The sequence below is a fragment of the Streptomyces sp. NPDC034670 genome (assembly GCF_055574875.1).
In genome coordinates this window covers 1-2,163 of sequence record NZ_JBVITR010000135.1, presented here as the reverse complement: position 1 = coordinate 2,163, position 2,163 = coordinate 1, and the positions used below count along the sequence as shown (strand labels likewise).

The 2,163-nt window shown below is 66.8% G+C and carries 2 protein-coding genes; both read left to right on the top strand.

All coding sequences use genetic code 11. The annotated features are described in order from the left end of the window. Nucleotides 1–492: 492 nt before the first annotated feature. Nucleotides 493–873 (top strand): DUF3846 domain-containing protein, encoded by a 381-nt coding sequence (locus ACZ56B_RS32810; RefSeq protein ID WP_468798736.1) that lies wholly within the window; start codon nt 493–495, stop codon nt 871–873. A 144-nt stretch (nt 874–1,017) separates the two neighbouring features. Next, a complete protein-coding gene (locus tag ACZ56B_RS32805; RefSeq protein WP_468798733.1) occupies nt 1,018–1,596 on the top strand; it encodes a DUF7178 family protein in 579 nt (192 codons plus the stop codon). Nucleotides 1,597–2,163: the final 567 nt, after the last annotated feature.

Here is a 2,163-nt window from a genome sequence, read left to right as displayed (position 1 = left end):
CCCCCCCCCCCCCCCCCCCCCCCCCCCCCCCCCCCCCCCCCCCCCCCCCCCCCCCCCCCCCCCCCCCCCCCCCCCCCCCCCCCCCCCCCCGCCGGGGCGTGCCCGGGGTGCTGCGCACCCCGGACCGCGCGCTGTGCGCGCTCACGCCCGGGTGGGCCAGGCCGCCGGGCCGCTGCGCGTCCCGACCGCGCGCTGTGCGCGCTCGACCTGTCTTCCACCCTCGCCGGGCCCGCTGCGCGGTCTACCGGCGGCCTCCCGGTACCGGAACACCGCTGCGCGCTGTTCCGCCGTCTGCGACGGCCGAACCGGCAAATCCCCACCGCTGCGCGGTGTGAATAGGCGGCACGACAACCGGGCCCCGGCCCACCGCGCAGTGCGTTGACCTGCGAAAACACTTGGATCACAAGCTAAGTTGCGGTACACTTTTCTTGTTGGTCGGCGGTGGCAGTCGACCAACAACCAAAGACCCTCACGACCCGAAAGGGGACACCTATGTCCGCAACGGAATTCGCCCTGGTCCTCCGCCCCGACGCATCCTTCAGCGTCATCGAATGGCCCCGCACCGGAAACACCCTCAGCATTCTCTACCGAGAAATCGAGTGCAGCAGCATCACCGTCGTTGACCTCTCGTCTGAAGTCTCCATGTGGCTGGACGATGAAGGAATTCTCAAGGGCTCCCCCGTCAACATCCCGGCCCTGACCCTCTACGCCCTTTCCGCGCCCGTTCACCAGTCCTACCACGGAACCGCCGTATTCACCGGCGGAACCGACGCCCGGGGCGACACCAAGGGACTCACCCTCGAAAACTGCCGAGCCCTTCTGAAGCTGGCAGGAATCGACGTTCCGACAATCCCCGCCCCGGACACCAACTGACGAATCCAAAGCGGTGGGAGGCCGCACAAGCCTCCCACCCGGCCCCTTCCCTCAGTTCCGCCCGCGCGCCGCCGGCCTGAGTTGAGCGCCCATCGAGGCCGCTCCTCACCCCAGCCCTGCGCGCCCACACCCCGCCAAGGAACCATGATCCCGGTCAAGTGCACCGAGCAGCAGCGCGCCGCCTACACCCGAGCCGTCATCGACCAGTGGCACGCGGCCACGGCCGACCAGAAGCGACGCGGAGCCCAGTGGTACGCCACGGCCCACGAATTCGCCGCAGAGATCGCAGCAGGAGACACCCACAAAGGCGCAGGCGTCCTTGCCGCACTCTCCGCCAACAAGTCATGGGCCGAGAACTGCCGATTGGCCCGCAAAGCATTCGAAGAAGGGAAGGCGAGCGGACACGTCCGCGACGCAATCAACAAGGCAGACCGAATTCTGGCGGGCACCGACCCGAGTGAAGTCCTGCCCATGCACATCAAAACCGGATTCTTCTACCTGTGCATCGCCCATCCGGAGAACCCGGACGCCGTTGTAATCGACCGCCACGCACACGACATCGCCGTGCAAGAAATCTACGGCCAGCGGGACCGAGGATTGGGAGCGGTAGGACGCTACAACATGCTCGCCGACTGCTACCGCGCCGCCGCACGCCAAATCGGAGAAATCCCCAGCAAAGTCCAAGCCGTCACCTGGGTAGCTCACATCGAACGGAACCGATAGGAGAGAGGACCACCAAGGAGTGTGCGTTCGTTCGGGAAGCTACCCGATGCATCACACGATGCAAACGCGGGCACAACAAGGTGGAAGTGCCTCGCTGATCCGGTTGCCGGTTGGCCGACCCTGCTCGTGTTGGCGTGTGCGGGTGGTAGCATCTCAGGATGGCGAGACCAGGGCGGGCCACCCTGGTAGGTCGTCTGACGGTTGGTCTGCTCGGGGGTTTCTCCGCCTGGGTTGTCCTGCTCCTGGTGGTGGTTCCGGGGGTGGGCCGGCCTCTGGCCGGTGGTGCTGACCGGTTCGGGATCTTACCTGGTAGCAGAGTTGATGCACCATCACCCGCCCCCTGCTCGCCGCTGCCCGGCGTAGCCGGTAGGGCAGGAGCGCAGCGGATGCCCCAGGCCGGTGAAGCGCAGCGGAACCGGCCCCGCGAGGATTGGAGCGCAGCGGAAATCCGCATTCACGCGAAGCGTGAATACAAGAAAGGCGCGAAGCGCCTTTCAAAAACACGCGGAGCGGGTTTTTGAATTCGCGCAGCGAATTCATTCGTTTCCCATCGCGCAGCGATGGGGG